The organism is Brevundimonas sp. NPDC055311, assembly GCF_053645695.1.
In genome coordinates this window covers 316,441-340,544 of the sequence record NZ_JBSHMV010000002.1, presented here as the reverse complement: position 1 = coordinate 340,544, position 24,104 = coordinate 316,441, and the positions used below count along the sequence as shown (strand labels likewise).

Below are 24,104 nucleotides of genomic sequence, written 5' to 3'. Positions count from 1 at the left end.
CGCGCGACTGCGCTAGACAGTCGGCGTGACCCAGTCTTCCGCCCCTTCCGCTCCGGTTCGCTTCTCCGATGAAGAGGTCGAACGCTACGCCCGCCAGCTGGTGCTGTCCGAGGTCGGCGGCCCCGGCCAGCAGGCGCTGAAGCGCGCCCGCGTCCTGATCGTCGGCATGGGCGGGGTCGGCAATCCGGCCGCCCTCTATCTGGCCGCCGCCGGGGTGGGGACGCTGGGTCTGGTCGACGACGACACGGTCGCCCTGTCGAACCTGCAACGCCAGATCGCCTTCACCACCGAGGACGCCGGACGATCCAAGGTCGAGGCCGGCGCCGAACGGCTGAACGCCCTCAATCCGCACGTCACGGTCCAGACCTTCAACCAGCGCGTCACGCCCGACAGCGCAGCGGCCCTGATGCAGGGCTTCGACCTAGCCCTGGACGGCACCGATGACTTCGAGACGCGACTGGCCGTCAACGCCGCCTGCGTGGCGGCGGGCAAGCCGCTGGTGTCCGGCGCGCTTGGCCGCTGGTCGGGGCAGGTGTCGGTGTTCGAAGGGCGCCCCTGCTATCAGTGCCTGGTGCCCGAGATTCCGCCCGACGCCGAGACCTGCGCCCGCGTCGGCGTGGTCGGCGCCCTGGCCGGCGTCATCGGCGCCATGGCGGCTCTGGAAGCGATCAAGCTGATCACCGGCGCGGGCGAGCCGCTGACCGGCCGCCTGATGCTCTACGACGGCCTGGCCGGAAGCAGCCGCGTCGTGAAGATCGCCGCCGATCCCGCCTGTCCAGTCTGCGGGTCAGCTCACGCCTAGAGCATCGCCGGGATGACGCGGTCGGGCGGGCGGTGCCCGTTCTGCCAGGTCATGATGTTGGCGATCACCCGGTCGCCCATGTCCTGACGCGCCTCGATGGTGGCGGAACCGAGGTGGGGCAGCAGCACCACATTCGGACGGCCGATCAGACCGGGGTGGACCTTCGGCTCGTTCTCGAACACGTCCAGGCCGACGCCGAACAGGGCGCGGCGATCCAGCGCCTCGACCAGAGCCGCCTCGTCGATCAGTTCGCCGCGCGCCGTGTTGACCACGATGGCGTGCGGCTGAAGCCGGGCCAGACGTTCGGCCGACAGCAGGTGATGCGTTTCCTTCGTCGCCGGACAGTTGAGCGAAATGACGTCCATCCGCGCCAGCATCTGGTCCAGGTCGTCCCACCAGGTCGCGCCCAGCTCCTCGGCGATCATGTCTGGGACGGGCTTGCGGTTGTGATAGTGGACCTGCATCCCGAAGGCCCTGGCGCGGCGAGCCAGCGCCTGGCCGATGCGGCCCATGCCGACGATGCCCAGACGCTTGCCCCACAGCTTGCGCCCGCACATCCATGTCGGGCTCCAACCCTCGAACTGGCCCGCAGCGACGACAGCCGCGCCCTCGACGACGCGGCGGCTGACGGCCAGGATCAGGCTCATGGTCAGGTCGGCCGTGTCCTCGGTCAGAACGCCCGGCGTATTGGTGACGATGATTCCTCGCCCCACGGCGGCGTCGATGTCGATGTGATCCACGCCCGCGCCGAAGTTGGCGATCATCTTCAGCTGCTCGCCCGCCCCTGCGATCAGTTCGGCGTCCAGATGATCGGTGATGGTGGGCGCCAACACCTCGGCCCGCTGCAGGGCGGCGGCCAGTTCGTCGCGCGACATCGGCCGGTCAGTCAGGTTCAGCTCGGCGTCGAAAAGTTCCCGCATCCGCGTTTCAACCGCGTCAGGCAGGCGTCTGGTTAATACGACCTTAAGCTTGCGAGCGGACATAGGGGACCTGGGTTTTCCACGGGCGGCGCCCGTTCGGAACGGGTCGATATTCGGTGTCTAGCAAAGCTGCGGTCAGGTTCAAAAGGGCGCCTCGCGTCGCGGCCCTCGCCGCCGTCCTGACGACCGGGGTTCTGCTGTCGGCGGGCGCCACCATGCCGGACGGCCGCCCGACCCCCACGGGGCTGGAGGTGCCGCGCTGGGTGACTCTCAAGTCGTCGCAGGTGCGGGCGCGTCAGGGGCCAGGCCTCGACTATCGCATCCTGTGGGAATATCGCGCCGCCGGCCTGCCCGTTCAGGTGATCGCCGAAACCCGCGAGTGGCGGAAGATCTGCGATCCCGACGGCTCCGTGGCCTGGATCCACCGCACCGTCGCCTCGGGCCGCCGCAGCGTCTTCAACCGCTCGGACGAGGCCGTGCCGATCCGGTCAGGTCGGTCCGAGACCGCTTCCATCCGCGCCCTTCTGTCGCCGCACGCCCTGATCCCCCTGGACGAATGCGAGGACGGCTGGTGCCGGGTGCGGGCGCGCAAGCTGCGCGGCTGGGTGCAGCAGAGGGCGGTCTTCGGCGCCCAGGAGCGCGCCCTGTGCAACGCCGCCCGCCCGGCCGGAACCGGCCGCGCCTCCTGATCTCATATAGTGACGGCATGGTTGAGCGCGGCCTCCGGGTCGTGTAACCCGCCAGCAACACCTTTCGGAGCCGATTTCCCTTGAGCCAGTCGCAATATCCGTCGTCGTTCGATCACGAAGGCCTGCTGGCCTCGGGCCGGGGCGAGCTGTTCGGTCCGGGCAACGCCCAGCTGCCGGCGCCGCCCATGCTGATGTTCGACCGGATCAAGACCATCTCCGCCGACGGCGGCGACTACGGCAAGGGCTATGTCGAGGCCGAACTCGACATCAACCCCGACCTCTGGTTCTTCCAGTGCCACTTCATCGGCGATCCGGTCATGCCGGGCTGCCTGGGCCTGGACGCCATGTGGCAGCTGGTCGGCTTCTACCTCGGCTGGATCGGCGGACCGGGCAAGGGCCGCGCCCTGGGCGTCGGCGAGGTCAAATTCACCGGCCAGGTGACGCCGGACGTCAAGAAGGTGGTCTATAAGGTTCACCTGAAGCGCGTCATCAATCGCAAGCTGGTCATGGGCATCGCCGACGGCGTGCTCGAGGCCGACGGCGAGGTCATCTACACCTGTCAGGACATGCGCGTCGGCCTGTTCGGCGGCGCGGCCACGGTGGAACCGAGCGCCGCCTGACCCCACTTGATGGGATAGCTGCGGCCAACGCGGCGCCCGAAGACTTTGTAGGATTGGAAACACCATGCGGCGTGTCGTCGTCACCGGCCTGGGCATCGTCTCTTCCATCGGCACCGGCCAGGATCAGGTCGCGGCCTCGCTCCGCGACGCCAAATCAGGCGTCCAGCACGCCGCCGACCACGCCAAATACGGCTTCCGCTCCCAGGTCTGGGCGCCGCCGGCCCTGGGCCATACGGCCGAGGACTGGGCGCCTCTGGTCGATCGCCGCGCCGCTCGCTTCCTGGCCAACGGCACGGCCTGGGCGCACATCGCCTTTGAAGAGGCGCTGAAGGACAGCGGCCTGTCCGCCGAAGAGATCAAGGACCCGCGCATCGGCCTGATCGTCGGCGAGGGCGGGCCCTCGACCCAGGTGATCCTGCAGGCCGCCGCCACCACGGTTGAAAAGGGCTCGCCCAAGCGCGTCGGCCCCTTCGCCGTGCCCAAGGCCATGGCGTCCGGCCCCTCGGCCGTCCTGGCCACCTGGTTCGAGCTGAAGGGCGTCAACTATTCGATCAGCTCGGCCTGCGCGACCAGCGCCCACTGCATCGGCGCGGCCGCCGAGCAGATCGCCTGGGGCAAGCAGGACGTGGTCTTCGCCGGCGGCTGCGAGGACATCGACTGGTCCATGTCGAACATGTTCGACGCCATGGGCGCCATGTCCTCCAACTTCAACGACACGCCCGACAAGGCCAGCCGCGCCTATGACACGACGCGCGACGGTTTCGTCATCGCCGGCGGCGCGGGCATCGTCGTGCTGGAAGAATACGAGCGCGCCGTGGCGCGCGGCGCGACCATCTACGCCGAAGTCACCGGCTACGGCGCCAACTCGGACGGCTACGACATGGTGGCCCCCTCGGGCGAGGGCGCCGAGCGCTGCATGAAGATCGCGCTGGAGATGGCCGGCAATCCCAAGATCGACTACCTGAACCCGCACGGCACCTCGACGCCGGTCGGCGACAGCAAGGAGATGGGCGCGGTGCGCAACGTCTTCGGCGACGCCATGCCGATGATCTCCTCGACCAAGTCGCTGACGGGCCACTCGCTGGGCGCGGCGGGCGCGCAGGAAGCCATCTACTGCCTGTTGATGATGAAGCACGGCTTCGCGGCCGAGAGCGCCCACATCGAGACCCTGGACCCCGAATTCGAGGGCATGCCGATCCTGCGTCAGCGCCACGACGGCGAACTGAAGCACGTCATGTCCAACAGCTTCGGCTTCGGCGGCACCAACGCCACCTTGATCCTGTCAAAGGTCTAAGCTTCACCGATCGGGAAAATCCGAAGCGACACGAAAACGCCCCCATTCGGTCCTTCGCCCGCCCGGAAGGGCGCGCACACATGCATCATCGGCCTGTCGGAGTTCGGAAAAGTCCCGGATCCTGAACAGCCCCCCCAGCCCCCTGGATTTTTCCGCGTAAAGGGCTCTGGCGGGCCGATGCTTCCTCCAAGCGACGCCCGCGCCTGCCCCTCCTCCCCCTCCACCCGGCAGCGCGGGCGTTTTGCTGTCCGCTTCCCGCCAGACGCACAAGACTTCGCCCGCGCGACGCCGGGTCACGCGGGCGATGCGTAGAGCTTCAGACAGCGCGGATCAGGCCGGCAGGTCGATCTCGACCCGCTCGTTGTCGCGCAGCACGATGATCGGCACGACCGCCTCGCCCGCGGCCTGCACGCGCTGGGCCAGATCCTTCATGTCGGCGATCTCGGCGCCGTTCGCCTGGACCACCACGTCGCCGGCCTGGAAACCCGCCGCGGCGGCGGACGATCCCGCCTCGACCACGGCGATCTGGACGCCCCCGCCCGAGGCCGGATTGCGCATCGTCAGACCCCGCGCCATGGCCGCCTGGGCGCCCAGGCGCACCGGCGCCGGATCGGACGGCTCGACCGTCAGCCGGGTCGAGGCCTCACGGCCGTCGCGCAGATAGACGACCGGCATCTGGGTTCCGGCGCGGGCGATGCCGACCGTGGCCTGAACCGAACCTGCGTTGGCCACCGGGCGGTCCTGGATGCGCGTCAGCACGTCGCCGGGCTTCAGCCCCGCCTTCTCGCCCGCCGAGCCCGGCTCGACGTCATAGACCACGGCGCCGCGCACGATGTTCAGCCCGACCTCGCGCGCGCGCTCGGCCGTCAGGGAGCCGAGGCCCAGGCCGACGCGGCCGCGCTTGACCTCGCCGGTGGCGCGCAGCTGGTCGACCACGAACATCATGATGCGCGTCGGCACGGCGAAGGCGATGCCGTCGTTGCCGCCGCCGAAACCGCCCGACAGGATGGCGGTGTTGATGCCGATCAACCGCCCCCGGCTGTCCAGCAGCGGCCCGCCCGAGTTGCCCGAGTTCACCGCCGCGTCGGTCTGGATGTAGTCCTCGATGGCGTCGCCCATGCCCGAGCGGTTCAGACCCGAGATGACGCCCATGGTCAGGGTCTGGTCCAGACCCAGGGGATAGCCGACGGCGAAAGCCAGGTCGCCGCTGCGCAGGGTGTCGGAATCCACCGTCGCCACCTGCGACAAGCCCGTGGCGTCGATCTTCAGCACGGCGATGTCGGTCGCCTTGTCGGCGCCGATCAGGGTGGCGTCGAACAGCCGTCCGTCGATCAGGTCGACCGTGAACTTCTGGCCGTTCTCGATGACGTGGTGGTTGGTGACGATGATGCCTTCGCGCGCGTCGATGATGACGCCCGACCCGCCCTGCGAGGGCTTGGGATTGTTTTCCGAGCTGGGACCGCGCGACTGGCCCAGGGTCGTCACCTGGACCACGGCGGGCAGGCTTTCCTCCAGGCCGGCGGCGAAGGTGAAGACGCCGCGCCGGGCGTCATAGGGCATGGCCGCGACCGGCGACTGGACGGCCGCGGCCGCAGCCTGGGCCATGCCGCTGAAGCTGAAGATCGCCAGGGCGGCGCCGGCCAGCAGGCTGTGTTTGGTCATTCCCGTTTCCTTCACGCGTCGACCGTTCTCGGCCGACAGACTGGCGAGCATCGCCGCCCCGCAGGCGAGACAAACGCGCGACAACGGCAAAGGATCGTCGCGTCGCGCGTTTTCTGCAACGCTTGTCTCAGAAGGCGGCTTCGCCGGTGATGGCGCGGCCCAGGATCAGGGCGTGAACGTCGTGCGCGCCCTCATAGGTGTTGACCGTCTCCAGGTTCATGGCGTGGCGCATGACGTGCAGTTCGCCGGTGATCCCGGCCCCGCCGTGCATGTCGCGGGCCTCGCGCGCGACGGCCAGGGCCTTGCCGCAGTTGTTGCGCTTCATCAGGCTGATGGCCTCGGGAACCCAAGCGCCGGTGTCCAGCAGGCGGCCCAGGGCGTAGGCGCCCTCGAAGCCCAGGAAGATCTCGGTCTGCATGTCGGCCAGCTTCTTCTGCACCAGCTGGCGCGACGACAGCGGACGGCCGAACAGGGTGCGCTCGGCCACATAGTCGCGGCTGGCGTGAAAGCAGAACTCGGCCGCGCCCATCGCGCCCCAGGCGATGCCGAAGCGCGCCTTGTTCAGGCAGGAGAACGGCCCGCGCAGCCCCTGCACGCCCGGCAGGATGTTGGCTTCCGGCACGAAGACGTCGTTCAGGCCGATGTCGCCCGTCACCGAGGCGCGCAAGCTGAGCTTGTCGCCGATCTTGCCCGTGGTGAAGCCGTCGAAGTCGCGCTCGACGATGAAGCCGCGGATCACGCCGTCAAGCTTGGCCCAGACGATGGCCAGGTCGGCGATCGGCGAGTTGGTGATCCAGTATTTGCCGCCGTTCAGACGATAGCCGCCGTCGACCGCGACCGCCGTGGTCTTCATCGAGGCCGGGTCCGACCCGCCGTCGGCCTCGGTCAGGCCGAAGCAGCCGACCAGTTCGCCCGCCGCCATCTTGGGCAGGAACTTCGCCTTCTGCTCGTCCGAACCGAAGGCGTAGATCGGATACATGGCCAGCGACGACTGCACCGACATGGCCGAACGATAGCCGCTGTCGATCGCCTCGACCTCGCGGGCGATCAGGCCGTAGGCGACGTGCGACGCTTCGGAGCCGCCGTACTGCTCGGGCAGCATGGCGCCGAGGAAGCCCATCTCGCCCATCTCGGTCATGATGGCGCGATCGAAGACCTCGTCGCGGAAGGCGGCGACCACGCGCGGCAGCAGGGCCTCGCGCGCATAGGACCGCGCCGCATCCTGAACCATCCGCTCCTCGTCCGTCAGGCGCCCCGTCAGGTCGAACGGGTCGTCCCAGCGGAAGGTTTGGGCGGAAGGGGTCTTGCCGTCGGCCATCGGTCGTCCTTGTGCGTCTGAGTAAGGGGCTCACGCGGGATTGAAGCGGCGTGACGAAGCGTCCCCTGTTGCTGCGGCGGGTTTAAGCCAGAATGCGGCCGCCGGGTAGAGGGACCGGCGCGAGCACGCTAGGCTGTCGTCATGTCGAACGCTTTCAACCGCCTGTTCCGCGATCATCCGCGCGAGGTCGACGAGACCTATGTCGAGCATTTGGCCGCTTCATCGCGCTTCGGCTTCAAGCTGCTGCGCCTGGCGGGCTGCGCCTTCATCCACGCCGTCACGCCGGGCCTGCACAAGACCACGGTGTCCGACGCCATTCGCGGCATGGCCCAAGACATGGGCGGGCGCGCCGCCGAGGCCCGCGAGTGCCGGATGCGCGACGCGGGCGTCTGGGACGTCGGCCTCTAGGCGCTGAACACCCCGACCAGCCACAGGACCAGCGACAGCAGCACCACCACGCCCAGGATCGCCAGGCCCGCCCACTGAAAGGCGCCGAAGCGACGCGGCATGCTTGTGCCGACAAAGCCCGCGCCGGTCGCGACGGCGAACAGGGCCAGCCCTCGCGACGCCGCGCGAACCGTCGAATCCGGTCCGTCCAGATCATCGCCTTCATCGGTCGCGAATTCGCCGGTCCTGGCGCGCGCCAGCAGGTCGCGCGCCTGCGCCGCCTGATCCGCCCGCCCCATCAGACGGATGCCGAGAGCGCGCTGCATCAGGGGATCGACCGTGGTCTGGAACCGCTCGGTCACGGACACCTCGATGTCGTGCGACGCCAGGAAGGCGGCCGCCAGATCGGCCTCATAGACGTCTTGATAGCGGGCGATCTCGACCAGGCTCATGGCGCCAGCCTAGCACGCCTGCGGGACGCGCAATTGAAAACGGCGAGATCCGAAAATCCCGCCGTCGTCAATCGTTCGCGGTGCGCGGACTTACAGGTCCAGCAGGGCGCGCGCGGGGTCTTCCAGCAGTTCCTTGATGCGGACCAGGAAGGTCACGGCTTCCTTGCCGTCGACGATGCGGTGATCGTAGCTGAGGGCCAGGTACATCATCGGACGGATCTTGACCTCGCCGTTGATGGCCATCGGGCGCTGCACGATGTTGTGCATGCCCAGGATGCCCGACTGCGGCGCGTTCAGGATCGGCGTCGACATCAGCGAGCCGTAGGTGCCGCCGTTGGTGATGGTGAAGGTGCCGCCCTGCATCTGGTCCATGGTCAGGGCGCCGTCACGGGCGGCCTTGCCCAGGGCGCCGATGCCCTTCTCGATGCCGGCCAGCGACAGGACGTCGGCGTCGCGCAGCACCGGAACCACCAGGCCCTTGTCGGTGCCGACGGCGATGCCGATGTCGTAGTGGTTCTTGTAGATGATGTCCGTGCCGTCGATCTCGGCATTGACGGCCGGGATTTCATGCAGGGCCTGAACCACGGCCTTGGTGAAGAAGGACATGAAGCCCAGCTTCACGCCGTGGCGCTTCTCGAAGGCTTCCTTGTACTGGGCGCGCAGGGCCATGACGTTGGTCATGTCCACCTCGTTGAAGGTGGTCAGCTGGGCGGCCGTGTTCTGGGATTCCTTCAGGCGGCGGGCGATGGTCTGACGCAGGCGCGTCATCTTCACCCGCTCTTCACGCGGCTGGTCGGCGCGCGGAGCAGCCGGAGCAGCAGCGGCGGGCGCAGCCGGGGCGGCAGAGCCGATGGCGGCGATGGCGTCGGCCTTGGTGATGTTGCCCTTCGGACCCGAGGCCGACAGCGAGGCCGGATTCAGGTTGTTCTCGGACACGACGCGCTGAACGGCGGGCGACAGGTGAGCCGAAGCCGGAGCCTGCGCCGAAGCCGTGTTGGCCGGAGCGGCGGCCGGGGCCGGAGCAGCCGCAGCAGCGGCGCCCGAGGCGGCGACCGAACCGATCACCTGACCGGGGGTCACGGTGTCGCCGTCAGCGGCGATGATGGTCAGGACGCCCGCGGCCGGGGCCGAGACTTCCACGGCCACCTTGTCGGTCTCGATCTCGACCAGCAGCTCGTCCTTGGCGACGGTGTCGCCCGACTTCTTCAGCCAGGTTCCGATCGAACCTTCGGCGACGCTCTCGCCCATGGTCGGCACGGCGATGTCGACCGCAGCGCCGCCCGAAGCGGCCGGAGCAGCGGCCGGAGCGGCGGCGGGCGCAGCAGCAGCCGCCGGGGCAGAGGCGGCGGCCGCGCCGCCTTCGGTCACGGCGCCCAGCACCGTGCCGGGGACGACGGTGTCGCCTTCACCGGCGTTGATCGCCGACAGCACGCCGTCGGCGGGCGCCACGACTTCCAGCGAGACCTTGTCGGTTTCCAGCTCAACCAGGACTTCGTCTTTCTTCACGGCGTCGCCGACCTTCTTGGTCCACTTGGCGATGGAGGCTTCGGCGACGGATTCACCGAGGGCGGGGGTCAGGATATCGGCCATCTTCAGTGTCTTTTCGTGTCTGAACTTTGCTTGTCTTTTAGGTCAGGCGCGGCGGTCAGGCCATGGCCTCGGCGAGGAAGGTCTCGAGTTCCTTCAGGTGGCGGCTCATCAGGCCCGCAGCGGTCGAGGCCGAAGCCGGACGACCGACGTAGCGCGCGCGCTTGGCCTTCACGTCCATCTTCTCGAGCGTCAGCTCGATCCACGGATCGACGAAGGTCCAGCCGCCCATGTTCTTCGGCTCTTCCTGGCACCACACCAGGTCAGCGTTGGGGAAGCGCGCCAGTTCCGCCGAGATCGACTTGATCGGCCACGGATAGAACTGTTCCAGACGCAGGATATAGATGTCGTTGACGCCCGCCTTCTCGCGGGCGTCCAGCAGGTCGTAATAGACCTTGCCCGAGCAGACGATGACCTTGCGGATGTCCTTGTCGGCCTTGAGCGTGACGCCCGCCACGTCCGGACGCAGCTGGGCGTCGTCGCGCAGCACGCGGTGGAAGGACGAACCCTCGGCCATGTCGGCCAGGGTCGAGACGGCCTTCTTGTGACGCAGCAGCGACTTGGGCGTCATCAGGATCAGCGGCTTGCGGAACGAGCGGTGCAACTGGCGACGCAGGATGTGGAAGTAGTTGGCCGGCGTCGTGCAGTTGGCGACCTGCATGTTGTTCTCGGCGCACTGCTGCAGGAAGCGCTCAAGGCGCGCCGAGGAGTGCTCGGGGCCCTGGCCTTCATAGCCGTGCGGCAGAAGCATCACGAGGCCGCTCATCCGCAGCCATTTGCGCTCGCCTGAGGAGATGAACTGGTCGATCACCACCTGGGCGCCGTTCACGAAGTCGCCGAACTGGCCTTCCCACATGGTCAGGGTGTTCGGATCAGCCAGCGAATAGCCGTACTCGAAGCCCAGCACCGCCTCTTCCGACAGGGCCGAGTCGATGACCTCGAAATGGGCCTGGCCTTCACGCAGGTTGTTCAGCGGGAAGTAGCGCTGTTCGGTCGTCTGATCGGTGACGCCCGAGTGACGCTGCGAGAAGGTGCCGCGCACCGAGTCCTGACCCGACAGACGGACGTTGTAGCCCTCGTCCAGCAGGCTGGCGAAGGCCAGGCTCTCGGCCGTGGCCCAGTCGATGTTCTGGCCGCTCGACACCGCCTCGCGACGGCCGTCGATGACGCGCTTCAGCGTCTTGTGGACGTCGACGCTGTTCGGGATGGTCGTCAGGCGGTGGCCGAAGTCCTTGAGCTTGTCGGCCGGGACGGCGGTGTCGCCGCGCTGCGCGGCGTCATCGGTGTTTTCGGCGCCCAGGCCCTTCCACTCGCCGTCCAGCCAGTCGGCCTTCTTGGCTTCAAAGGTCTTTCCGGCCTCGAACTCGGCGTCGAGATAGGCCTCGAAGCGGGCGATCTCGGCGTCGACCTCGGCCTGGGTGATGACGCCCTCGCCGATCAGGCGCTTGGCGTAGATCTCCAGCGTCGAAGGCTGGCTCTTGATCTTCGCGTACATCAGCGGCTGGGTGAAGGTCGGGTCGTCGCCTTCGTTGTGGCCGAAGCGGCGGTAGCAGAACATGTCCACCACCACGTCCTTGTGGAACTTCTGGCGGTATTCAGTGGCCACCTTGGCGGCGAAGACGACCGCTTCGGGATCGTCGCCGTTGACGTGGAAGATCGGCGCCTGGACCATCAGAGCCACATCCGACGGATAGGGCGACGAGCGCGAGTTGCGCGGGCTGGTGGTGAAGCCGATCTGGTTGTTGATGACGAAGTGCAGGGTGCCGCCGGTGCGGTAGCCCTTCAGCCCCATCAGGGCGAAGCACTCGGCCACGACGCCCTGGCCGGCGAAGGCCGCGTCGCCGTGGATCAGCAGGGGGGCGACCTTGGAGCGGTCCAGCACCCATTCGACGTCCGGCTTGCCGACGTTGACCTCGGCCTCGCGGATGTCGAAGGCCTGTTTGGCGCGCGACTTGCCGAGGACAACCGGGTTGACGATCTCGAGGTGCGACGGGTTGGCGGTCAGCGACAGGTGGACGCTGTGGCCGTCGAACTCACGGTCCGACGAGGCGCCCATGTGGTATTTGACGTCGCCCGAGCCCTCGATGTCCGAAGGGACGGAAGATCCGCCCTGGAACTCGTGGAAGATGGCCTTGTAGGGCTTGCCCATGACGGCCGCGAGGACGTTCAGGCGGCCGCGGTGCGCCATGCCCAGAACGATTTCGTCGACGCCCAGGGCGCCGCCGCGCTTGATGACCTGCTCCAGCGCAGGAACCATGGCCTCGCCGCCGTCCAGGCCGAAGCGCTTGGTGCCGGGGAAGCGCTTGTGCAGGAAGCGCTCGAAGCCTTCCGCCTCGGCCAGCTTCTTGAAGATGGCCAGCTTGCCTTCCTTGGTGAAGGCGTTCTGCTCGAACTTGTCCGGGCCTTCGAAACGCTGCTGCAGCCAGGCCTTCTCTTCAGGCTCGGCGATGTGCATGAACTGCACGCCGATGTTGCCGCAGTAGGTGCGCTTGAGGATCTCCAGCACCTGACGGACCGAGCCGGTCTCCAGGCCCAGGACGCCGTCCAGGAAGATCGGGCGATCCATGTCGGCGGCGGTGAAGCCGTAGAACTCGGGCGTCAGCTCCGGGTTCTGGATCGGCGGCTCGATGCCCAGCGGGTCGAGGTTGGCCTGCAGGTGGCCGCGCACGCGATAGGCGCGGATCAGCATCAGGGCGCGGATGGAATCGTGGGCGGCGGCGCGCACGTCGGCGGCTGAAACGGCGCCTGAGGCGTCAGCCACCGGAGCGGCCGGACGCGGGCCGGGCTTGCCGGCGGCCTTGGGGTCGACCTTGGGGGCCGGCCAGCGGCCGTCGAACACGGCGGTTTCCTCGGTCGGCTCGGTCGCGCCCGAACGGCCCCAGGAGCCGGCGGCGGCCGACTGCTTCACCAGGTCGGCGTTGTCCTTCAGCTGATCGAAGAAGGCGCGCCACTCCCCCGACACCGAGCCGGGGTCCGAAGCCCATTTTTCGTGCAGGTCCTCAATGAAGGCGGCGTTCGCGCCATAGAGGAAGGAGGTCTCGGCAAAGACCTGGTTCAGCCGACCCGCATCGTCCGCCATTTTTCTTTCAATCGTCCCTTTACAACCGCCCGCGCACAGCCGCGCGGAGAGCAGCGCCGTTCATATAGGCCCTGTTTCCTTACTGGTCATGACCGAAGGGAGGCGGAGCGGGTGGAATTTGGTCGAATCAGCAAGAAAAAACGCCCCCGGACGATTCCGGAGGCGTTACAAAAGGTCACACGGCGCGAAAAACGTCCCCGGAACGCGGATAGGTTAGACTTTGGTCTAATCCGCCGCCCCGCCGACGCCGCACCCGCCCTTAGGTGAATCCGGCGCTCAAGCCGCGAGCGACCGCGTCGCGAGCATAGCGCCGCGCCTCTCAAAAAGGCGCTGAAGCAGCGAGCCGCCGCGCGGCGAGCGATAGCGCCCGCACGCGCAGCGTGCGCTGAAGGATTTAGCCCTTCAGCACTTCCACCAGAGTCGTGCCCAGGCGCGCCGGCGACGGCGACACGCGGATGCCCGCAGCCTCCATGGCGGCGATCTTGGATTCCGCATCGCCCTTGCCGCCCGAGACGACGGCGCCGGCATGGCCCATGGTGCGGCCCTTCGGCGCCGTACGGCCCGCGATGAAGCCGGCCATCGGCTTCTTGCGGCCCTTCTTGGCTTCGTCGATCAGGAACTGGGCGGCGTCTTCTTCAGCCGCGCCGCCGATTTCGCCGATCATGATGATGGACTCGGTGGCGTCGTCGGCCAGGAACATCTCCAGCACGTCGATGAACTCGGTGCCCTTGACCGGGTCGCCGCCGATGCCGACGGCCGTGGTCTGGCCCAGGCCTTCGTTGGTGGTCTGGAACACGGCTTCATAGGTGAGGGTGCCCGAACGCGAGACGATGCCGACATTGCCCTTCTTGAAGATGTTGCCCGGCATGATGCCGATCTTGCACTCTTCCGGGGTCAGGACGCCGGGGCAGTTCGGGCCCAGCAGGCGCGAGTTCGAACGGTCCAGACGCGCCTTGACGCGCACCATGTCCTGCACCGGAATGCCTTCGGTGATGCAGGTGATGAAGGGAATCTCGGCGTCGATGGCCTCGATGATGGCGTCGGCCGCGCCTGCCGGCGGGACGTAGATGACCGTGGCGTCGGCGCCGGTGCGCTCCTTGCCTTCGGCGACCGAGGCGAAGATGGGCAGGGTTTCGCCGTGCGAGCCGGTCCAGGTCTGGCCGCCCTTGGTCGGGTGCACGCCGCCGACCATCTTGGTGTTGTAATAGGCCAGCGCCTGTTCGGTGTGGAAGCCGCCGGTCTTGCCGGTCAGGCCCTGAACCAGGATCTTGGTGTCTTTGTTGACGAGGATGGACATGTGTCTGTGCTCTGAATTCTGTGTGTCTGCTGGGCGGTAGCGGCGCTTAGGCGACCGCCGCGACGATCTTCTGGGCGGCGTCGTCCAGGTCGTCGGCGGCCTGGATGGTCAGGCCCGACTCGTTCAGGATCTTCTTGCCCAGCTCGGCGTTCGTGCCTTCCAGACGCACGACCAGCGGCACCTTCAGGCCCACTTCCTTCACCGCGGCCACGACGCCCTCGGCGATGACGTCGCACTTCATGATGCCGCCGAAGATGTTGACGAGGATGCCCTCGACCTTCGGGTCGGCGGTGATGATCTTGAAGGCCGCCGCGACCTTGTCCTTGCCGGCGCCGCCGCCGACGTCGCAGAAGTTGGCCGGCTCCTTGCCGTACAGCTTGATGATGTCCATCGTCGCCATGGCCAGGCCGGCGCCGTTGACCATGCAGCCGATGTTGCCGTCGAGGGCCACATAGGCGAGGTCCCACTTCGAGGCCTCGATCTCCTTGGCGTCTTCTTCGGTCTCATCGCGCAGGGCGCGGATGTCTTCGTGGCGGTACAGGGCGTTGCCGTCGAAGCTGACCTTGGCGTCCAGAACGCGCAGGTGGCCGTTCTCCATGACGATCAGCGGGTTGATCTCGAGCATGTCCATGTCCTTCTCGACGAAGGCCTTGTACAGGATCGGGAACAGCGACTTGCCGTCTTCGGCGGCCGAACCGGTCAGCTCCAGCGCCGCATTGATGGCGGCGACGTTCTCGGCGGTGACACCGGCTTCCGGGTTGATGGCGATAGTGTGGATCTTTTCCGGGGTGGCGTGGGCCACTTCCTCGATGTCCATGCCGCCTTCGGTCGAGACGACGAAGGCCGTCTGACCGACCGAACGGTCGACCAGCAGCGAGCAGTACAGCTCACGGGCGATGTCGGCGCCGTCTTCGATGTACAGGCGGTTGACCTGCTTGCCGGCCTCGCCCGTCTGGGCGGTGACCAGGGTGTTGCCCAGCATTTCCTTGGCGTGGGCGACGGCTTCCTCGATCGAGAAGGCCAGACGCACGCCGCCCTTGGCGTCGGCGCCCAGTTCCTTGAACTTGCCCTTGCCGCGGCCGCCGGCGTGGATCTGCGACTTCACGACATAGAGCGGGCCAGGCAGCTGCTTGGCGGCGGCTTCGGCCTGGTCGGCCGAGGTGATGGCGACGCCGTCCGCGACCGGGGCGCCGTAGCCCTTGAGGACCTGCTTGGCCTGATACTCGTGAATGTTCATGTCTGATCCGCGCCGTTTAGGGAGGTTTGTGGAAACTTTGGCCGCGCTTATAGGCGTCGCGCCTTCGCCAGCGCAACCGCCTGTCGTCTTATGGCCTCATGAGGATTTTCTTATGCCGGGCGGCGGGCCTCGCCGGACCGCCGCCCAGGGCTGTTCTAGGAGCCGTTAGTCGACCCAGTCCTTCTGGAGCGTGCGCGAGGCGCCGAACAGCAGGGCCGAGGACAGCAGGTAGAAGCCCATGCCCGTATAGATGGCCCAACGCAGGCTCTCCTCGCCGAAGGTCGGCCGCAGCATGTCGCTCATCCAGCCGAAGTAGTAGATGCCGACGGCGATCCCCAGCAGGTTGTTGATCAGCAGGAACAGGGCCGAGGCCGTGGTCCGCATGGTCGGGCTGGCCAGGTGCTGCACCGCCGCCGTGATCGGCCCCAGCCAGGTCAGGTTCAGTCCCGTCGGGATCAGGAAGATCAGGAAGGCCAGGGCCAGGGCCGCGAAGCCGTTGGGGTCCGAGCCCGGCATGACCGCGCCCACCACCGCGCCTGAATTCATCGCCAGGATGAAGCACGGCACCGAAATCAGGAAGGCGATCGCCGGCGTCAGCGGATAGGCGCCCTTGGATTTCCTGCCCAGCCGATCGGCCATGGCGCCGCCCAGCCAGATGCCCGCCACCCCGCCGACCAGGACGATGGCGGAGTAGTACCAGGCCGTCTGCGACAGGGTCAGGCCGAAGCTGCGCATGAAGAAGCTGGGCAGCCAGGCGGCCACGCCATAGCCGCACACGGAGGACGACGCCGCGCCGAACGCCAGCAGCCAGAAACTGGGCTTGGGGGCCAGGGTGCGCACCACCGCCTTGAAGGGCGGGGCTTTCGGCGTTTCGACGGGGGCGGCTGCGGCGGCGGCCGGCTCGATGTCCAACCCTCCGCGCTTGGGATCCTTGACCGTCAGGCGCAGGACAGGCGCGACCAGCACGCCCAGGACGCCGACCACGATGAAGGCCGTGCGCCAGCCGTAGGTCGCCGCCAGCAGGCCGCCGACCAGGGTGCCCGCCGCCATGCCCAGCGGAATGCCGAAGGCGTAGGCCGCCAGGGCCCGCGCCCGCTGCGACTTGGGGAAGTAGTCGGCGATCAGGGAATAGGCCGGGGCCACGCCGCCCGCCTCGCCGATGCCCACGCCCATCCGGCACAGGAATAGGGAGCCGAAGCCGCCCGCCAGGCCGCACAGGGCGGTGAAGCCCGACCACAGCGTCAGGGCGCCGGTCATGATCCACACCCGACTGAACCGGTCGGCCAGCCAGGCGATCGGGATGGCCAGGGTGGAATAGAGCAGGGCGAAGGCCAGCCCGCCCAGCAGGCCGAACTGGCTGTCGCTGAGGTTGAACTCGGCCTTCAGCGGCGCGGCCAGAATGCCGATGATCTGCCGATCCAGGAAGTTCAGCATGTAGATGAGGATCAGGATCCCCAGCACATAGTAGCGATAGCCCGGCGAGGCGGTTTGCGCCTCGACCGTTCCCGCCTGGGCCTTTGCGGCCTCGATCTGATTCATGGGCCTTCCCCGACTGGCTGCTGCGGCGACGGTAGCGGCCCGACGGCCGCGCGCCACGAAAAAAGAAGGGCGGCGGCTCCAACGAACCGCCGCCCAGTACGCTGCGCTCAGGCTTGCAGCATCAATACTTGGCCGAAACCTTGATCATCCAGGTCCGCGGCGCGCCGTAATAGGCGGTGCGGATGTTGCCGATGGACGAGAACTCCTGAGCGTCGGTCTTGTAGACCTCGTCCGACAGGTTCTGGCCATACAGGCCGACCGAGTAGCGGTCCGACGCGTCCGACCAGACGACGCGGGCGTCGTACAGCCAGTAGTCGTCCTGATACATGCCGGGGATTTCGGTCGCCGTGTTCTCGTAGGTGTTGTCGACCGCCAGGGCCATCTTCGAGCGGAACTTGGCCGCGCCGCCGACGGTCACCGAGGAGCCGCCCGACAGGAACCATTCGTACTGGCCGCCGAACCGCAGGGTCCACTTGGGCGAGAAGGCCGGGTCCTGGAAGGCGCGGCTGCCGCCGAAGTTGGTGAAGCGGTCGTCCTTGAACTCCTTGTAGTCGGCTTCGAGGAAGCCGACCTGGGCGTCCAGCGTCAGACCGCGGATCGGGACCAGAACGCCTTCCAGCTCGAAGCCGAAGATGTCCAGCTGACCGGCGTTCAGCACCGACAGAACCGGGGCGGGCAGACCCGTCACCGGGTCCGTGTCGAGACCGGCGACGCGAGCCTGGAAGTCTTCATACTTGGTCATGAAGGCCGCCAGGTTCAGGCGGGCGCGACGATCCCAGAACGAGGTCTTGGCGCCGACTTCGAACGAGTCCGCCGTTTCCGGCTGGTACTCGGTCGCCTCGGTCGGGGAGTTGGCGCGGCCGTTGAAGCCGCCCGACTTGAAGCCCTGCGAATAACGCGCATAGACCATGGCGTCGTCGGACAACAGATAATCGGCCGACAGCATGATCGAAGTGTCGTCGTACTTGCCCACGTCCGGCGCGAAGACATAGGTCGCGTTGAACGCTGGCAGCAGGCTGTAGAAGGTCGACGTCGTGCGCCAGTAGTCCTTCTCTTCCTCGGTATAGCGGACGCCCGCCGACAGGCGCAGCTTGTCGGTCACGTCATAGCTGAGGTTGCCGTAGACGGCCTTGGAGGTCGTCTCCAGGGTGTCGTCGATGGTGCGCAGGAAGCCGGAGTTGCCGAACGCCGGTCCCAGCAGAGCGTCGTTGTAGCTCTCCTGATGGGAGTCGACGTCTTCCTTCAGGTAGTACAGGCCCGCGACCGCGTTCAGACGATCGCCGGTATAGGTCAGCTGCAGCTCCTGGCTGAACTGGGTCTGATCCACGGCCACCAGGGCGTCGGCGATCTCCAGTTCCGTGGCGTCGAAGTCGATGTAGTCGTCGGTGTTCAGGCCGCGATAGGCGGTGATCGACTTCAGCGACAGGGCGTCGGACAGATCCCAGGTCGCGCGCAGCGCCGTGCCCCAGGTCTCCAGCCGCGTCTCGTTCGGCAGGCCCGGCGTCGTACGGGTCTTGAAATTATATTCCGGAACCGGGTTCGGCACGGGGCGCAACACCGTGGTCTTCAACAGGTCCGTCAGATCGTTCTGGGCCTGACCGACCGTCATGCCCGCGTCATCCTTGGCGTAGTCGGCGTTCAGGTCGATGCGGAAGTTCGACGCCGGATCCCAGGCCAGGCTGGCGCGCACGGCGGTCGAGTTCTTGTCGTTGTATTCGGCGCCCGTGGCCGGATCGGTGACATAGCCGCCGCGCTCCGAATGCAGAGCCGACAGGCCCAGGGCCAGGTTGTCGGTCACGGGGCCGGACACGGCGCCCTGGACTTCAACCAGGTCATAGTCGCCATAGGCGGCCGAGGCGCGGGCGCGGAACTCCTGGTCCGGGCGGCGCGACACCAGTTTCATGGCGCCGCCGATGGTGTTCTTGCCGTACAGCGTACCCTGCGGGCCGCGCAGAATCTCGACGCGCTCCAGATCCAGCAGGTCGAACTGGGTGCCGCGAATACGCGAATAATAGACGTCGTCGACATAGACCCCGACCGCCGGATCGAAGGTCTGCAGCGCGTCGGGCTGGCCCACGCCGCGGATGTAGATGTTGGTCGCGTTCGACGAGCCCCGGCCCTGGACCAGGTTCAGGTTCGGCACCGCGCCCTGCAGATCGGTGACCTGTTGAGCTCCGGTGCGCTCCAGCGTCTCGCCGCTGAAGGCCGTCAGGGCCAGCGGCGTCTTCTGGGCCGACTCCTCGGTGCGGCGGGCGGTGACGATGATGTCTTCGACCTGGGCCGCAGCCTCCTGCGTCGTCACGTCCTGCGCCTGAGCGGCCGAGGCCATTGCGCCGAATGCGGCGCCCGCCAGCAGGGCGGTCTTCACGAGTCTGTTCATGTGCATCCCAATCTTGTTTCCGGCCCGATCGACGCTTTTTATTCAGCGTTCAATGATTTTCAGCATAGGTGACCGGGTTTCGGCCGCCTGTCAAACGGCCAAGCCTGATTTCCGTCACGGAAGAGCCCGCCCTGTGGCGCCGTTGCACTAACCCCCGAAGCGCGACTAGCTTCCGGCCATGACGAAGAGCGACCTGCCGCCGCCCCAGATTCCAGCCCCGCCCGCCGCCCCGGCGCGACGCGGGCGCCCCAAGAAGTCCAAGGCGGCCGTCGCCGGGGAGACGCGCGAGGCCATCCTGAACGCGGCCGAAGACCTGTTCTCCAAGCATGGCTTCTATGGCGTCACCATCCGCGAGGTGGCGCGCGAGGCGGGCGTGGATACGGCCCTGGTTCACTATTATTTCGGGGCCAAGAAGGAGCTGTTCGACGCCGTCTTCAACCGCCGCGCCGAGGTGTGGAACGCCGAGCGCGTCGCCGCGGTCGACCGCTACGCGGAGGCGGCGGGCGAGACCATGACGCTGGAGGGGTTGTTCGAGGCCTTCCTGCGCCCGCCGTTCCAGTGGTCGCTGAAGGGCGGTCCGGGGTGGAAGCACTACGCCGCCCTGGTGGCCCAGACCAACGCCAACCCGGCCTTCGGCGGCGAGACCATGGCCCGCTATTTCGACCCGGCGATCCGTCGCCTGCTGGAACTGGTCAAGCGCATCATGCCCGAGGCGGACGAGGCCGACCTCTACTGGGCCTATCACAATCTGTCGGGGGCCCTGACCCTGACGCTGGGCGAGACCGGGCGTCTGGACCGCCTGTCGGGCGGGCTGTGCCGCTCGGGCGATCTGGACAGCGCCTGCGACTACATGGTGCGGTTCGCCGCCGCCGGCTTCCGCGCCGTCTGCGGTCCGACGCGCGCGTGACGCCTCGACTGGATTTCTCGCCAGGCTCCAAGGCGCGCGACTTCCTGCGCGGCCTGGCGGTCGCTGTAGGGGCGGGCGTCTTCCTGGCGCTCGGCGGCGCCTTCGGCTCCAACGGCGCGCCGCTGGCGCAGCGTCTGGCCTATTGGATGCCCGTGCTCGTCGTCGGCGGCCTGTGGGGGCACCTGTGCAGCCTGCTGGTCGAACGGTTCATCGACGTGGACGCGCGCCCGTGGCTGGGCGTCGCCGCCCTGACCCTGGTCATCACGGGACCGTTGACCCTCATGGTCTGGGCCCTGACCGGCCTGATGTTCGAGGGGCGGCTGCGCCACGCCGACGACCTGGTCCACTTCTTCCCGCCCGTGGCCCTGATCACCGCCGTACTGAGCGCCCTCAACGTCTTTCTGGGCCGCAAGCAGCCCGTCGAGACCCACGCCGCCGCGCCGGGCGACGCGCCCGCCCGCTTCCTGGACCGCCTGCCCTCGAAACTGCGCGGCGGGCGCCTGATCGCCGTCCAGGCCGAGGATCACTATCTGCGCCTGCACACGGACAGGGGCTCGGACCTGATCCTGATGCGCCTGTCGGACGCCCTGGCGGAACTGGAAGGGCTGGAGGGCGCCCAGACCCATCGCAGCTGGTGGGCGGCCCGTGACGCCGTGGCCTCGGTCGCGCGCGGCGACGGCCGCGCCGCCCTGACGCTGGACGGGGGACTGGTCGTCCCCGTCAGCCGCCGCTACGCCAAGGCCCTGCGCGACGCGGGCTGGTGGTGAGCCCCTACAGCCAGCGCTTCTTGCGGAAGTAGAAATACGGCAGGGCCGCCGACAGCACCATGGCGCCGACCGCCGCCGGATAGCCGTAACGCCAGTGCAGCTCCGGCATGACATCGAAGTTCATGCCGTAGATGGAGGCGATCAGCGTCGGCGGCAGCAGGGCCACGGCGGCGACCGAAAAGATCTTGATGATCTGGTTCTGCTCCAGGTTGATCAGCCCCAGGGTGGCGTCCATCAGGAAGGTCACCTTGGACGACATCGAGATGCTGAGCTCGCTCAGCGCCGCCGCATCACGCTGCATAAGACGCAGGGTCTGGCGCGCTTCGCGGTCGGCCTTGCCGGGCGCGCGGGAGGCCGACAGCGCCGCGTGATAGGCCAGCAGGCGTTGCAGGCTGGACAGGCTCTCGCGGATCAGGGCCAGGAAGTCCCCGGCCCGACCGATGTCCTGGATCACCGACTGCAGGTTGTGGCTTTCCATGGCGCGAGGATCGCGCTTGCGGAAGATCAGCCGCGAAATGCCCTCCAGTTCGACCCCCTTGGCCTCCAGGGCGTCGGCATAGCGATCGATGATGGCTTCGATCAGCCCCAGCATGATGCTCTCGCCGGTCGCCAGCCTCTCGCCCGGCTTGTTGGTGGCGTGGGCGATGAAGACGGGAAAGGCGCGCGGCTGGCCATAGCGCACCGTCACCAGCCGCCCGCCCTTGAGAATGAAGCTCACCGGCGTCTTGACCGGATCATGGGTCTCCAGATCCGTGGCCACGGCGGCGATCATGAAGACGCCGCCGTCCTCGGCGTAAAGGCGGGCGGACGGTTCGACGTCGTCCATCTCGTCCCGGCTGGGAAGATCGATGCCGGTCAGGGTCTCCAGCGCGGCCGCCTCCTCGGCGGTCGGGGAGACGAGGTCGATCCAGCAGGCGGGGCCGTGTTCCACGGCCGTATCCAGGCGCACGAGCCGATCGGCGCGCCAGTCATAGGCGTTCAGCATAAGTCGCTTCCTTTCGCGAGGACACCCTCGCGCGGAAGCGAAGCGTCCTCAGAGCGTCGAAGAAGTTGAAGACGGACTTCGGTCTTCGGGGTTCATCTGAGGGTTTCCAAAAAGACGCCGCCCCACGATAGGCATCTGGGCGGCGCAGGGGTCTTGGCCCGTTCGACGGCGGGGGTCAACCGCCCGTCGACGGACGGCGATGAGGACAAGGCCGGGTGTGGCTTTCACGCCCAGTTTCCGTGGAAGGCCGCCGGCAGGGCCACATCGGCGCGCCAGGTGGCGACCGGGCCGTCCTCGACGTGCATCAGGTCCAGGACGTGCAGTTCGCTGACCCCCGCCTTCAGATTGATGGTCGGGCCGACCAGCCAGGCGTCGGCCTCGTGCGTCCCGCCGGGCTTGGGGACATAGACCATCTCGTCCGTCACATGATCCGGGCCGAAGTCGAAGGACCGGGTGCGCCCCGACGACCAGTCGGTGACGGCGACCGCCGAGGCCAGGGGCCGATCGGCGCGCTCGCCCGTGGTGTGCAGGCTGAAGCGGCGCGCCAGACCGGCGCGACGCGGATCGCTGCGCGGAAACTCGCCGACCACGCCGGTCCGCTCCAGCCGCCCGCGCCCGTTCGGCGACAGCACGACCATGGCCAGTTCGGCCGGTTCTCCGCCCAGGGGCACGCCGTTCAGCACCTCCTGGGCGCCGCGCGCGGCGAAGTCCATGTCCCTGTGCGCGCACAGGTCGAAGCGGATCGTGCCGTCCGTCTCGTCCCAGCCGTCGCCGACGTGGAAGAAGCCGAAGGGCGGCAGGTCATAGAGCCGTCGCTGCGACAGGTCGGCCTTGTCCACCACCAGCACCTGGGTTCCCGCCTCGGGCGTCCAGTCGAAGCCCGCCGACATCGGCGCCACGTTGCGGACATGGACCCAGGGCTGCAGCACGATGACCAGATGACGGGCCGTGGCGCTGAAGTCGTGGATGTAGCTGGCGCGCGGCAGGGCGATCACCTCGGCGTCCTCCAGCGACCCGTCCGCCGCCAGGCGCCACACCATGGCCTGTTCGCCGTTCACGCCCAGATTCCAGATGCGGCCGTCCGGTTCGATGCGCGGATGGGCCAGGAAGGGCATGTTCTTCAGGTCGGGACGCAGGGTGACGAAGTCTTCTGTCGCCAGGGTCTCGGGATCCATGGCCAGCGGCGAGCCGGCCTCCCACAGGGCCCAAAGCCTGCCGCCGACCTTGTGCACCGAGGTGTTGGCCGGGCTGGCGTCGTCGGCCGAGCCGATGTGGGCGCGCGGATCGCCGACAGTGCCGAAGCCGGGCATCAGCATGGCCCCGACCTCACTCTCCTGCCGGCGCTTGCGTGTGTCGGCGAAGCGGGCGGCCAAGGTCGCCTGACCGTCCTGAATACGCCAGCGGCGGATCAGGCCGTCGCCGTCGAACCAGTGCTGGGACGAGCCGCCCGGCCGCCGGAACTTGGCCGGACCGTTGCGGTAGAGGCTGCCTGACAACCCCTCGGGCGCTCGACCGTGCGCCAGGCGCAGGGTGCGCGGCGCGATATCGCCCTCGACGTCGGCGGTGGCCAGAGACCAGTCGGATGCGGCGGCCAGGGCCTGGGCCGCGCGCGCCACGTCGGGCGTCAGCACGCGGGCGGCGGCCAGGGCGCCGGAAAGGGCGGCGGCGCCCATGAACAGGGTGCGGCGGGTCGGGATCATGACAACGTCTCCTGGCTTTCTGGACCTAGCGGATGCGGATGGTCTGGGCCGTGACGCCCGAGACATCGAAACGGGCGCGCTCCCACTTGGCCGGGCCCATGTTGCCGACCGCGTTGTTGGAGAAGGCGAAGGGCTCGGTCGGCATGCCGAAGGGATTCACGTCCATCTTTCCGTTGGCGTTGACGTCGTGGAACGCCTTCATCCCGTAGGCGCCGGCGGGCAGGTTCTCGAACACGGCGGCGCGGTCGCCCGCCGCCACATCGACCCGGGCCACGCGGCTGGGCGCGCCGGTTTCATAGGCCGCCTCATCGGCATAGAGGGCGACCATGACCGCCCCCGTCTCCGCCCCGATCTCGAAGGTGAAGGTCAAGCGATGGCCCGAAGGCTGGGCGGACGCCGGAACGGCGAAGGCGAGGACGGCGGCGGCGGCGAGCAGGCGGATCATGACGAGGTCCTTTCGGGGACGGGTGAAGCGGTTCGCC

20 protein-coding genes are annotated in these 24,104 nt (G+C 67.9%); 7 read left to right on the top strand and 13 right to left on the bottom strand.

The genetic code is table 11. The annotated features are described in order from the left end of the window. Nucleotides 1–25: 25 nt before the first annotated feature. Nucleotides 26–802, top strand: coding sequence for a HesA/MoeB/ThiF family protein (locus ACWIDZ_RS07455; protein ID WP_453988082.1), 777 nt, complete (start codon nucleotides 26–28; stop codon nucleotides 800–802). Here ACWIDZ_RS07455 and ACWIDZ_RS07450 read toward each other — a convergent pair. Continuing rightward, the gene (locus tag ACWIDZ_RS07450; RefSeq protein WP_453988083.1) at nucleotides 799–1,785 is read right to left on the bottom strand and encodes a 2-hydroxyacid dehydrogenase; all 987 of its coding nucleotides are present in this window, start codon (nucleotides 1,783–1,785) and stop codon (nucleotides 799–801) included. The genes ACWIDZ_RS07455 and ACWIDZ_RS07450 overlap by 4 nt on opposite strands. A 53-nt stretch (nucleotides 1,786–1,838) precedes the next feature. Between ACWIDZ_RS07450 and ACWIDZ_RS07445 the strand changes: the two genes are divergently transcribed. From ACWIDZ_RS07445 to fabB, 3 genes are all read left to right on the top strand, one after another. Then, nucleotides 1,839–2,411, top strand: a complete 573-nt coding sequence (locus ACWIDZ_RS07445; RefSeq protein ID WP_338577336.1) for an SH3 domain-containing protein — start codon at nucleotides 1,839–1,841, stop codon at nucleotides 2,409–2,411. 80 nt (nucleotides 2,412–2,491) lie between these two features. Beyond that, nucleotides 2,492–3,031, top strand: a complete 540-nt coding sequence (fabA, locus tag ACWIDZ_RS07440) for a 3-hydroxyacyl-[acyl-carrier-protein] dehydratase FabA (RefSeq protein ID WP_291780798.1) — start codon at nucleotides 2,492–2,494, stop codon at nucleotides 3,029–3,031. Nucleotides 3,032–3,095: 64 nt separating this feature from the next. Next, nucleotides 3,096–4,325, top strand: coding sequence for a beta-ketoacyl-ACP synthase I (gene fabB / locus ACWIDZ_RS07435; RefSeq protein ID WP_338577338.1), 1,230 nt, complete (start codon nucleotides 3,096–3,098; stop codon nucleotides 4,323–4,325). A 330-nt stretch (nucleotides 4,326–4,655) separates the two neighbouring features. On the opposite strand, the gene ACWIDZ_RS07430 is transcribed toward fabB, so the two are convergent. Then, a complete protein-coding gene (locus tag ACWIDZ_RS07430; RefSeq protein WP_453988085.1) occupies nucleotides 4,656–5,987 on the bottom strand; it encodes a trypsin-like peptidase domain-containing protein in 1,332 nt (443 codons plus the stop codon). A gap of 127 nt (nucleotides 5,988–6,114) precedes the next feature. Then, on the bottom strand, nucleotides 6,115–7,305 hold the full coding sequence (locus tag ACWIDZ_RS07425) for an acyl-CoA dehydrogenase (protein ID WP_453988086.1): 1,191 nt from the start codon (nucleotides 7,303–7,305) through the stop codon (nucleotides 6,115–6,117). 141 nt (nucleotides 7,306–7,446) lie between these two features. Here ACWIDZ_RS07425 and ACWIDZ_RS07420 point away from each other — a divergent pair, with 141 nt between their 5' ends. Next, nucleotides 7,447–7,713 carry a DUF6356 family protein gene (locus ACWIDZ_RS07420; RefSeq protein WP_453988087.1) on the top strand — a complete coding sequence of 89 codons (267 nt, stop codon included), beginning with the start codon at nucleotides 7,447–7,449 and terminating at the stop codon, nucleotides 7,711–7,713. Here the strand turns inward: ACWIDZ_RS07420 and ACWIDZ_RS07415 are convergent. The 7 genes from ACWIDZ_RS07415 to ACWIDZ_RS07385 all read right to left on the bottom strand — a co-directional run bounded on the left by ACWIDZ_RS07415 (nucleotide 7,710) and on the right by ACWIDZ_RS07385 (nucleotide 19,263). Further along, nucleotides 7,710–8,144 carry a hypothetical protein gene (locus tag ACWIDZ_RS07415; protein WP_453988088.1) on the bottom strand — a complete coding sequence of 145 codons (435 nt, stop codon included), beginning with the start codon at nucleotides 8,142–8,144 and terminating at the stop codon, nucleotides 7,710–7,712. The two genes, ACWIDZ_RS07420 and ACWIDZ_RS07415, sit on opposite strands and share 4 nt — an antisense overlap. 90 nt (nucleotides 8,145–8,234) lie before the next feature. After that, nucleotides 8,235–9,734 (bottom strand): 2-oxoglutarate dehydrogenase complex dihydrolipoyllysine-residue succinyltransferase, encoded by a 1,500-nt coding sequence (odhB, locus tag ACWIDZ_RS07410; RefSeq protein WP_453988089.1) that lies wholly within the window; start codon nucleotides 9,732–9,734, stop codon nucleotides 8,235–8,237. A gap of 55 nt (nucleotides 9,735–9,789) precedes the next feature. After that, entirely contained in the window at nucleotides 9,790–12,810 is a 3,021-nt protein-coding gene (locus tag ACWIDZ_RS07405) for a 2-oxoglutarate dehydrogenase E1 component (RefSeq protein WP_338577349.1), read from the bottom strand. Nucleotides 12,811–13,204: 394 nt separating this feature from the next. After that, nucleotides 13,205–14,107, bottom strand: a complete 903-nt coding sequence (gene sucD / locus ACWIDZ_RS07400) for a succinate--CoA ligase subunit alpha (protein ID WP_291780771.1) — start codon at nucleotides 14,105–14,107, stop codon at nucleotides 13,205–13,207. Nucleotides 14,108–14,153: 46 nt separating this feature from the next. Further along, entirely contained in the window at nucleotides 14,154–15,344 is a 1,191-nt protein-coding gene (sucC, locus tag ACWIDZ_RS07395; protein ID WP_291780767.1) for an ADP-forming succinate--CoA ligase subunit beta, read from the bottom strand. 165 nt (nucleotides 15,345–15,509) lie between these two features. Next, the gene (locus ACWIDZ_RS07390; RefSeq protein ID WP_453988090.1) at nucleotides 15,510–16,883 is read right to left on the bottom strand and encodes a spinster family MFS transporter; all 1,374 of its coding nucleotides are present in this window, start codon (nucleotides 16,881–16,883) and stop codon (nucleotides 15,510–15,512) included. Between the two features lie 121 nt (nucleotides 16,884–17,004). Further along, nucleotides 17,005–19,263 carry a TonB-dependent receptor gene (locus tag ACWIDZ_RS07385; RefSeq protein ID WP_343830084.1) on the bottom strand — a complete coding sequence of 753 codons (2,259 nt, stop codon included), beginning with the start codon at nucleotides 19,261–19,263 and terminating at the stop codon, nucleotides 17,005–17,007. Between the two features lie 178 nt (nucleotides 19,264–19,441). On the opposite strand from ACWIDZ_RS07385, the gene ACWIDZ_RS07380 reads away from it, so the two are divergent. Beyond that, nucleotides 19,442–20,170 (top strand): TetR/AcrR family transcriptional regulator, encoded by a 729-nt coding sequence (locus ACWIDZ_RS07380; RefSeq protein ID WP_453988091.1) that lies wholly within the window; start codon nucleotides 19,442–19,444, stop codon nucleotides 20,168–20,170. Then, complete coding sequence (locus ACWIDZ_RS07375; RefSeq protein ID WP_453988092.1) at nucleotides 20,167–20,937, top strand: LytTR family DNA-binding domain-containing protein; 771 nt, start codon at nucleotides 20,167–20,169, stop codon at nucleotides 20,935–20,937. The genes ACWIDZ_RS07380 and ACWIDZ_RS07375 overlap by 4 nt, the downstream gene beginning before the upstream one ends. A gap of 4 nt (nucleotides 20,938–20,941) precedes the next feature. Here the strand turns inward: ACWIDZ_RS07375 and ACWIDZ_RS07370 are convergent, their stop codons facing one another. The 3 genes from ACWIDZ_RS07370 to ACWIDZ_RS07360 all read right to left on the bottom strand — a co-directional run bounded on the left by ACWIDZ_RS07370 (nucleotide 20,942) and on the right by ACWIDZ_RS07360 (nucleotide 24,067). Continuing rightward, on the bottom strand, nucleotides 20,942–21,922 hold the full coding sequence (locus ACWIDZ_RS07370; RefSeq protein ID WP_312219917.1) for a magnesium transporter CorA family protein: 981 nt from the start codon (nucleotides 21,920–21,922) through the stop codon (nucleotides 20,942–20,944). 224 nt (nucleotides 21,923–22,146) lie between these two features. Continuing rightward, the gene (locus tag ACWIDZ_RS07365; RefSeq protein WP_453988093.1) at nucleotides 22,147–23,622 is read right to left on the bottom strand and encodes a carotenoid oxygenase family protein; all 1,476 of its coding nucleotides are present in this window, start codon (nucleotides 23,620–23,622) and stop codon (nucleotides 22,147–22,149) included. Nucleotides 23,623–23,647: 25 nt separating this feature from the next. Beyond that, nucleotides 23,648–24,067 (bottom strand): DUF2141 domain-containing protein, encoded by a 420-nt coding sequence (locus ACWIDZ_RS07360; protein WP_453988094.1) that lies wholly within the window; start codon nucleotides 24,065–24,067, stop codon nucleotides 23,648–23,650. Nucleotides 24,068–24,104 lie beyond the last annotated feature (37 nt).

Excerpts from the sequence above, each read along its gene's own strand:
- ACWIDZ_RS07450 (WP_453988083.1), bottom strand. The coding sequence starts at position 1,785 with ATGTCCGCTCGCAAGCTTAAGGTCGTATTAACCAGACGCCTGCCTGAC.
- fabB (WP_338577338.1), top strand. The coding sequence starts at position 3,096 with ATGCGGCGTGTCGTCGTCACCGGCCTGGGCATCGTCTCTTCCATCGGC.
- ACWIDZ_RS07430 (WP_453988085.1), bottom strand. The coding sequence starts at position 5,987 with ATGACCAAACACAGCCTGCTGGCCGGCGCCGCCCTGGCGATCTTCAGC.
- ACWIDZ_RS07425 (WP_453988086.1), bottom strand. The coding sequence starts at position 7,305 with ATGGCCGACGGCAAGACCCCTTCCGCCCAAACCTTCCGCTGGGACGAC.
- ACWIDZ_RS07420 (WP_453988087.1), top strand. The coding sequence starts at position 7,447 with ATGTCGAACGCTTTCAACCGCCTGTTCCGCGATCATCCGCGCGAGGTC.
- ACWIDZ_RS07415 (WP_453988088.1), bottom strand. The coding sequence starts at position 8,144 with ATGAGCCTGGTCGAGATCGCCCGCTATCAAGACGTCTATGAGGCCGAT.
- odhB (WP_453988089.1), bottom strand. The coding sequence starts at position 9,734 with ATGGCCGATATCCTGACCCCCGCCCTCGGTGAATCCGTCGCCGAAGCC.
- ACWIDZ_RS07405 (WP_338577349.1), bottom strand. The coding sequence starts at position 12,810 with ATGGCGGACGATGCGGGTCGGCTGAACCAGGTCTTTGCCGAGACCTCC.
- sucD (WP_291780771.1), bottom strand. The coding sequence starts at position 14,107 with ATGTCCATCCTCGTCAACAAAGACACCAAGATCCTGGTTCAGGGCCTG.
- sucC (WP_291780767.1), bottom strand. The coding sequence starts at position 15,344 with ATGAACATTCACGAGTATCAGGCCAAGCAGGTCCTCAAGGGCTACGGC.
- ACWIDZ_RS07390 (WP_453988090.1), bottom strand. The coding sequence starts at position 16,883 with ATGAATCAGATCGAGGCCGCAAAGGCCCAGGCGGGAACGGTCGAGGCG.
- ACWIDZ_RS07385 (WP_343830084.1), bottom strand. The coding sequence starts at position 19,263 with ATGAACAGACTCGTGAAGACCGCCCTGCTGGCGGGCGCCGCATTCGGC.
- ACWIDZ_RS07380 (WP_453988091.1), top strand. The coding sequence starts at position 19,442 with ATGACGAAGAGCGACCTGCCGCCGCCCCAGATTCCAGCCCCGCCCGCC.
- ACWIDZ_RS07370 (WP_312219917.1), bottom strand. The coding sequence starts at position 21,922 with ATGCTGAACGCCTATGACTGGCGCGCCGATCGGCTCGTGCGCCTGGAT.
- ACWIDZ_RS07365 (WP_453988093.1), bottom strand. The coding sequence starts at position 23,622 with ATGATCCCGACCCGCCGCACCCTGTTCATGGGCGCCGCCGCCCTTTCC.
- ACWIDZ_RS07360 (WP_453988094.1), bottom strand. The coding sequence starts at position 24,067 with ATGATCCGCCTGCTCGCCGCCGCCGCCGTCCTCGCCTTCGCCGTTCCG.